This is a genomic window from Ideonella azotifigens (genome assembly GCF_021043325.1).
Taxonomy (GTDB): domain Bacteria; phylum Pseudomonadota; class Gammaproteobacteria; order Burkholderiales; family Burkholderiaceae_C; genus Ideonella; species Ideonella azotifigens.
This window is the reverse complement of record NZ_JAJNKD010000007.1, coordinates 300,142-308,708: the sequence shown is the minus strand read 5'-3', so window position 1 is coordinate 308,708 and position 8,567 is coordinate 300,142. Positions and strand designations below refer to the sequence as shown.

Here is an 8,567-nt window from a genome sequence, read left to right as displayed (position 1 = left end):
GGCGAGATGTTGAAGAACAGCGGGTCGAACTCATCCACGCCTTCGATGAAGCCGCCCCATTTGCTGTAGGTCTTGCCGGCCCGGCTGCGGTCTTCGTCGAAGTACGCTCGCCAGTCCCAGCGCTCCGCAGGGATCTCGCTGATGCTGTCTTTGCCGGCGCTCAGGTTCGCCCAGAACGCACCCACGTCCCCAGCTTCGGGGTAGCGGCCTGACAGGCCGATGATCGCGATTTCGCCGATGTCCTTGCCCACCGTGTTGGACAGGGTGCGCAAGGTCTCAGCTGACGGCGGGAAACTGTCCTGAAGGCCGAGCACAGTCGACCCGAAACGCGGACGGCGGCTCGCATTCGCAACCGGTGGCGCAGGCATTTCGTGACGCGCGGCGACGGGTGCGGTCAGGGCCTCGCCTGCACCCAGCACCTCGCTCAGGCGGGCGCGGTGGCTCTGCAGGAAATGCTCAGCCAGCGCCGCAATCGTCTGGTACTCGAACAGCAGCGTCTTGGACAGCGGGCCGAACACCTGCTCCAGGGTGCGCGTCAACTCCATCACCAGGATGGAATCGATGCCGTAGGCCTCCATCTGCGCCTTGGCGTCGATGCTATGCGCCGGCCGCTTCAGCGTGCTGGACAGCAGCTGCACGAAGTAGCGCTGGGCCTTTTCCTGCAGCGCGTCGGGCGCGGCGTTGAGTGCCACTGGCTCGTGCGCGACCACCGACACCACAGGCCTGGCGGGGTCGGACAGGCTGTCCTCGAACCGGCGGATCTGGCCTTCCGCGACCAGCACCTGGGGCAGTCCACTGGCCAAGGCCTGGCCCAGCGCCGCAAGACCGTTGGTCGTGCGCAGCGGAACCAGGCCAGTGCGCGCCCGCATGTCTTCGCGCGTGGCCGCATCCACCTGCATGCCGCCCTCTTCCCACAGCGGCCAGTTCACCGCCAGCGTGCGCCCCTGCCGCAGGCCTTGGCCCGCCAGCTCGGTGCGGTGCTGCGCAAACGCATCCATGAAGGCATTGGCGGCCGCATAGTCGGCCTGCCCAACATTGCCCAGCGCACCCGAGGTGGACGAGAAGCAAATGAAGAAGTCCAGCGCCAGATCGCGGCTGGCTTCATCGAGGTGGACCGTGCCGGCCACCTTGGCGGCCAGCACCTCACTCAGTTGCTGCCGGGTCTTCCGCAAGAGCAGGCTGTCGCGCAGCACGCCCGCGGCGTGGATGACGCCGTCCAGGCTCTCGAACTCCTCCGGGATGCCCTGCACCAATGCTGTCAGCGCGGCTGCATCGGTGACGTCCACAGCGTGGTAGCGAACCACGGCGCCGAGTGTTTCAAGCGACCGGATCTCGGCCTGGATGCGTTCGTCCGGCGCCGAGCGGCCCGTCAGGATCAGCACGGCGTTCCTTGCGCGCAGCGCGATGTCACGCGCGAAGATCAAGCCGAGACCACCTGCGCCACCGGTGATCAGGTAAACGCCGCGCGCCTTCCACGGTGCGGGTGCGTCACTGCCATGCGGCAGCTCGGCCCAGCGGGCCGTCTGGCGCAGGCCGCCCAGGTAGCGCACTTGCTGAGCCGGCGCGCTGCCGCTGTTTTCGGCCAGCACCTGCACCAGGTCCTGGCCCGCCTCCACGTGGATGAGCTGGCCGACGATGCGCGGGTTCTCCAGTTGCGCCGTGCGCAGCATGCCGCCCAGGCCGGCCATGGCCTGGTCCTCTCCATGGGCCGGCACGAGCACCTGGATCAGGTGTTGCCCGGGCTGTGCGCCCAAGGACTGCAGCTGTTCCAGCAATGCAGCGGCCGCGGCCTCGAAGCGCTGGGCGAGGTCGTCACCCTGGGCGGGGGAAAGACAGACTGCGCCCGGCAGGCGCTGTGCCAGGTCGAATGCCAGGTCCGCTGCCTCCACGCCGCACAGCAGCACGACATGGCGCGCAAAGCCGGCCGCATTCGCCACGGCGACAGCAGCTTGCGGCGCCCACGCCAGTTGCAGCAAGGCGCTGCGCACAGGCTCGTCAGCCGCAGGAGCTGCCGCTGCGCGCAGGCAGAACCCTTTGAGCCTGGCGCAAACCGTGCCGGCGTCGTCGCACAGGTCGATGTCGAACTTCTGCAGCGCATCGCTGGCGGCACTGCCCGGGCTGCGGCGCAGCAGCGCCCACATGCCGGCGTTGCAGGCGCCCAGCACGTCCAACGCACCCAAGGCGAAGGGCAGCATCGGCGTGGCCTTGTCCAGCCCACCCGCGCCGTCGGCGTGGAAGGCCACCGCCGCCTGCAGCGCCGCGTCGAACACGCTCGGATGGAGCACCTGGGCCTCGCGCCCAGTCCTCACCGAGTCCGGCAGTGTGATGCGCGCCAGCGCCAGGCCCTGGCCGATGAACAGCTCGCTCAGCCCACGGTGGCCAGGTCCGTAGTCCAGGCCCATCCGGCTGAACGCCACGTAGCAGGTCGCAGCGTCCACATGCGATTGCTTGCATTGCGCGCGCAACGCAGCAAGGTCATGCACCACCGCCGCCTCGTTCCCGAGGACCATGACCGCGCCCTGGCTGTACACGGTGGCTTCGTCGACACCGGTGCCATCGCCGTCATAGAGCTCGAAGCTGAATCCTCCCCCGCGCTCGGGAAACAGCGCGAGGTGCAGGTCCTTGGCTTCGGCCACCACCGCGGGCCGCAACCACACAATGTCCTGGAGGCGCAGACGAGCTTGGCCGCTGAATGCCTGATGGGCTGCGAAGCGCGCCATTTCCAGCTGCGCGGCACCCGGCAAGGTGGGCTGGCCCTGCACGACGTGGTCGGCGAGGAAGAACTCCCTGCCAGTGAAACGGCTGCTGAAACGCAGGCCGTGCAGGTTCGAGGTGTTGCGATGCACCAGCGGATGAAGGGTCGCGTGCACAGCCGTTGTCGGCAGGGGCCTGGCGTCCACCCAATGCCGCTGCCTGACGAACGGATAGGTCGGCAGTGCCAACCGGCGACGAGCGCCGCCGCTGTGCAGGCCTGTCCAATCGAACTCGGCCCCTTCGACCCATTGCTTCGCGGCGGCCCGCAAGTCGCCTTCGGCGGTCAGCGCGCTGGCGTGTCCGTCCATCGACGAGGTTTCGCCGCTGAAAACGCCGGGGAATCCGGCACCTTGCGCCAGCCAGCCTTCGAGCCCGCTTTGCAGTGCATCGAAGGATTCGACCACCAGCGCAAGCCGCGCGGCCATCGCCCGCCGCCCGACTTGCAGCGTGTAGGCCAGGTCCGCGATGCCGGCACGCCGCGTCTCCGGCAACGCGATGGCGGCCAGCAACTGGCGCACGCTGTCCTGCAGCACGGCTGTCGTCCTGGCAGACAGCACGATCAGGGCAGGCTGGGCCGGTGCAGGCTTGACCTCCGCGGGCGCCAGATACTCTTCGACCACGACATGGGAGTTGACCCCGCCAAAGCCGAAGGAGCTGATGCCGGCCCGGCGCGGAAGGGTGTGACCTTGTTCGTCGACCAATGCCGGCCACGGGCGCGCGGTGTCGACAATGAAGAACGGGCTGCCGTCCAGCGCAATGCGCGGGTTGAGCTTCTGGAAGTGCACCAGCGGCGGCAGCGCCTGGTGCCGCATGCACAGGATGGTCTTGATCAGGCCCGCGAGCCCGGCCACCGATTCGAGGTGGCCGATGTTGGCCTTGACGCTGCCGATGCCGCAGCTGTGGTCGCGCAGGGCCTCGCCGCGCTCCGCCGCCACGCGGGCGAAAGCCAGCTTCAGCCCTTCGACCTCGATCGGGTCGCCCTTGGGCGTGCCGGTGCCGTGTGCTTCGACATAAGCGATGGTGCCAACCGGCACACCCGCTTCGTGCAGGGCCTCGCCGATCACCCTGGATTGCGCGAGCGAGCCGGGATAGGTCACCGTGCGCGCATGGCCACCGTGGTTCACCGCGCTGCCGCGCAGCACGGCGGCAATGCGGTCGCCGTCGCGAATGGCCTGGGCCAGCGGCTTGACCAGCAGCATGGCGGCACCCTCGCCACGCACATAGCCGTTGGCGCGCTCGTCGAAGCTCTTGCAGCTGCCGTCCGGCGAGAGCATGCCGGTCTTGGAAAACGAGATGAAATGCGTCGGGCTGCAGAGCACGCTGACGCCACCCACCAGGGCCTGATCACATTCACCGCGGCGGATCGCATGCGCCGCCTTGTGCAGCGCCACCAGCGAGCTGGAGCATGCGGTGTCCACCGGCATGCTGACGCCGTGCAGGTTCAGGAAATGCGAGATGCGGTTCGGAATGAGCGCAGCGTGGGTGCCGGTGGAGACATGGCCCTCGATCACATCGAGCGCATGCCGCAGGTGGTCTTCGTAGTCGTAATTGAAGACGCCGACGTACACGCCGGTGCGGCTGCCGCTGAACTGCAGCGGGTCATAACCGGCATCCTCGATGCAAGTCCAGGCTTGCTCCAGCATGAGGCGCTGCTGCGGGTCCATCACCGCCGCTTCGCGCGTCGAGACGCCGAAGAAATCGGCATCGAAACTTTCTACGCCTTCGATGAAGCCGCCCCATTTGCTGATGGACTTGTTCTTCTCCTGCGCGTCGGCCGAATAGAAGGCGTCCCGGTCCCATCGGCCCGCCGGAATCTCGCTGACACTGGACAGACCCTGGCGAAGGTTCTCCCAGAACTGCGCGTAGTTTTCAGCGCCAGGAAACCGGCAGGCCATGCCGATGATGGCGATGTCGCCGACACGACCGTCGTCTGCCCCACGCGCCTGCCCCAAGGGCTTCGAGTGGTCTTCGAAGTCCCCAAACTGCTGATCAACCGTGTTCATCCAAGTCCCTGCGATCTGTCTCTTTCAAGTGCCTGGTCAGCCGGTGCTGACGGCTGTCAAACTTCGACAGGGCATTCCGTGGTTTGTGTCTGAGGCGCTTCGGCCTCAAGCGGTGTGTGATCGATGAAGCGGGTCAGAAAGCCCGCCAGGTGCGCCGCAGCACCCTCCATGACCTTGAGCGCAATGGCATCCACATGGCGCTGGCGCCATGGCTCGAGTTCGGTTCCCTTCACCCACTGATTGAAGGACCCCAATGCCGGACCGGTCTGGATCTGGTAGTTCACGCGGTCGTCGGGCGCGCCGGCCATCGCAATGCGGGTGCAGTAGGCGAAGTACCAGCGGAACACCAGCGCCATCCTGTGTTTCGGATTGGCTTCGGCCTTGGCGATCTCGTGCGCCTGACCAGCAGACCTGAAATAGTTCGCCGTCTCGTGCCAGATCTCGTCGAAGCTCTTCTTGAAGAAGGTGGTCTCCAGCTGGCGACGGGTGCGCTCGGGGATTTCGTCCAGGCTGTTGTAGTGCCGGTAGAGCGAAAGCAGCTTGTTCGCGCGGGCCGGGAAGAACACCGACTTCTTCATGACCTGGACCTGCGCGCCGATCTCGAACATGTCCCCGGCCGGCGCGTATTCGGTGTCCTGGATGTCGATCTCCTGCAGCATGGCCTTGCCCTCGTCGCTCATCCCGGCTTCGACGGTGCACTGGTTGATCGAACCGGTCATGATGAAGTCCGCGCCGAGCAGGAACGCAGCGGCCGCGGCCTCGGGGCCGCCGATGCCACCGGCCAGGCCCATGCAGATCGGCTCGGCATAGGCATGCGTGCGCTGCAGCTCGTCTCGCAGGCGCAGCAGCGGCGGCAGCATCACGGCGGCAATGCCGCCATCGGTATGGCCACCGGAATCGGCTTCGACGCAGATGTCGTGGCTGACCGGCACGCCTTGCGCCAACCTGGCCTGCTGCGGCGTGACCAGGCCTTGCGCGAGCAGCTTCTCCACGATGGCCGCTGGCGGCGGCATCATGAACGCCCTCGCCACTTCCGGGCGCGAGATCTTCGCGACGATGCGGTGGTCGCACACCGTCTCTCCGCGTGCATTGGTGCGAAGCCCCAGCAGCCGGAACCGGACCAGCGCTGGCGTCATCTGCATGAAGGCAGCGGCCTCGACGGTGCGGATGCCGTGCTTCAGGTAAAGGTCGACCACCGCCTCTTCCTGCGCTGGATATTCGTAGTTGGCCAGCAGGTTCATGCCATAGGGCTGGCCCTGCTTCAGCTCGGCCTGGATGCGAACGATGTTCGCATCGATCTTGGCGAGCGAGAGTCCGCCGGCGCCGAAGAAGCTCAGAAAGCCCGCCTTGCCCATGCGGATCACCAACTCGGCAGAGGCCACGCCGCGGTACATCGCCCCGGCCATGTAGGCGAACTTCAGGCCGAAGCGGCGGCGGAACACCTCGCTGCCGAGCGATGTGGCTTCGACCCGGCGTTGCGGGCTGCGCGCGATGGACGGTTGCGGTTCACGAACTGCAGCGGCTTCAGGCTTCGATTCGCGAACCGGCTGGGCGCTCGGGCGCGCATCGAGGATAGGCGTCTCCTTGGCCCTGATGTCCAGCACCATCTTCGTCAGCACGTTCGCACCGATCTCCTGGAACAGGATGTCGCCTCTTCCCATCAGGTAGCGCACCGAATCGACCCATTGCACCGGCGCTGCGATCTGGTCGGCCAGGGTCTGTGCGATGCGGCCGGGGTCGTAGGGTCGCGCCGTGGCATTGGCAATCACCGGGACATGTGGCGCGGTGAACGAAAACTGCTGCAGGAATCCGGCGAACTCGGCCCGGGCGGGGTGCATCAGGCGGGAGTGGAATGCGGCGCCGACATCCAAGGTCACGCAACGCAGGTCCTGCCGCTTGAACAATTCCGCAGCCTGGGCGATCGCGCCTTTCTCGCCCGCGATCACCGTCTGCGTTGGCGAGTTGAAGTTCGCGATGTCAACCTGTTCGAGGCCGTGCCTGTCGAGCAGCGCCCTGAGTTCATTGGCCGGAACCCCGATCACCGCGGCCATCCCGCCTTGCTTGGCGGCGGCCATCAGTTCGCCGCGCCGCTTGACCAGGCGCAGCCCGGTCTCGAACGGGAACACGCCGGCCGCGAGCAAGGCGTTGTATTCACCGAGGCTGTGACCGGCGAAGAAATCAGGCCGAAGGTCGGGCTGCAGCTGTTGTTGCCGGTGGTAATGCAGTGCGTTGACGACAAAGATCGCCGGCTGGGTGAATTGGGTTTGCGACAATTTCCCCTGCGGGTCATTCAGGCACAGCTCGTCGAGCGAATAGCCGAGAATCTCGGACGCGCTGGCAACGATTTCCGGGAAAAGGGGAAACAGCGCCTTGCCCATTCCCCTGAACTGAGAGCCCTGACCGGGGAAGATGACTGCCTTCAACTGGGGTGCGTCCATGATGGGTTCGTCTGGTGTGGGGTTGTCCGGATGGCGCCTCGCCGCGGAGCCGGTGATGTTGGGAGTTCGTCCGGTCGCGGCCAATCCCATGAATCGCCCCAAGTCGCTGCCGAATGGCGCCATCACGTGATGGACAGCGGACTTCGACCCAGTTGGCAATCCGTACTTCAGGAATGTCGCCAGCGTCCCGCCCGGCCCGATATCGATATAACGATGGCAGCCCTGGGATTCAATTTGGTGCAGGGTCTTGTGAAACTGGATGGGCAGGCGCACCGCCGACCAGAAATGATTTGCGGGCAAGGCGCGCAGGAAATCACCGGTGGCGCAACAAACGACGGGGACATTGCCTTGGCGAATCTGGAGCCCGCTCAAGGCCTGCTGGCAAGGCAGCCGGGCAGCCTCGATCCAGCGCGAATGAAAGGCATAGCGGACGGGGAGCCGCTGAAACACCACGCCGTGCTGGCGAAGCTGGCGCTCGACTGCCGCCAGGTTGGCAGCCGGCAACGAGATCACCGAGTGCGTCGCGAAGTTGCGGGCGCCAAGCTCGCAGATCGAGAACAGTTCCGGCGTCAGGCATGCCGCCGGTTCGCCCATGACGGCCACCATGGCGCCAGGCTCGCAATGCGCCTCCACGGCCATCGCCTGGTCGATCACCGCGAGCAGCGCGGCGTCGGGGTCGACATGGCCGGCCACGGCTGCGGCGGCGAAGGTGCCCAGGCTGGCGCCCAGCACGAGGTCCGGCTGCACGCCGGCGGCCATCAGCGCCTTTGCCAACGCGTACTCGACCATGAAGATGGCCGGATGGGTGTGCAGGAGCCGCTCGAACGGCGCCTCTCTGGCATGGCGCTCGTCCAACAACGCCGCCAGTGGCGACTCGCCGCAATGCGCACGCGCCAAGCGGTCGGCGCGTTCCAGCGTGGCGCGAAAACCGGCATGGCGCTCAAAGAGCTCCCGGCCCATTTGAAAATGCTGGGAGCCTTGCCCTGAGAAGAGAAATACGGTTCTCATGCGCGCATGCTGATGCGTGGAGACACCGTGCTGGCGGCGAGCGCCTCAGCTCCGCACTTTCGAAGTCGCGCCTTCAATCAGCGAACTGACTGGACGCGGGTGCATATCGAAGCAGGTTTTGCGAATGAATTCAACGCAGGCATCGCGCGGCCCCTGCACAGCCGCACACCCCCGAGCTTCCGGCTTGGCCTTTTCGAATGGCCAGATCGAATATTGACCGTCACCGTTCACAACCACTTGATAGATTGCTTCTGACGGAATGCCGGACATGAATCACCTTCTGCAAAAGAGAAAATCGGCTCCTTTTGAGAACCGACCCCTGTCTCAATTTTCACCACAAAAATGCTGGGTCAAACCCTGATGG

The 8,567-nt window shown here is 66.0% G+C and carries 3 protein-coding genes; all 3 read right to left on the bottom strand.

What is annotated here, in order from left to right; all coding sequences use genetic code 11:
• A partial coding sequence (locus LRH25_RS17265; protein WP_231011780.1) for an SDR family NAD(P)-dependent oxidoreductase occupies positions 1-4,757 on the bottom strand: 4,757 nt, incomplete at its 3' end.
• Positions 4,758-4,813: 56 nt separating this feature from the next.
• On the bottom strand, positions 4,814-8,203 hold the full coding sequence (gene fabD, locus LRH25_RS17260; protein ID WP_141286804.1) for an ACP S-malonyltransferase: 3,390 nt from the start codon (positions 8,201-8,203) through the stop codon (positions 4,814-4,816).
• Positions 8,204-8,248: 45 nt separating this feature from the next.
• The gene (locus tag LRH25_RS17255; protein ID WP_141286803.1) at positions 8,249-8,473 is read right to left on the bottom strand and encodes an MbtH family NRPS accessory protein; all 225 of its coding nucleotides are present in this window, start codon (positions 8,471-8,473) and stop codon (positions 8,249-8,251) included.
• Positions 8,474-8,567 lie beyond the last annotated feature (94 nt).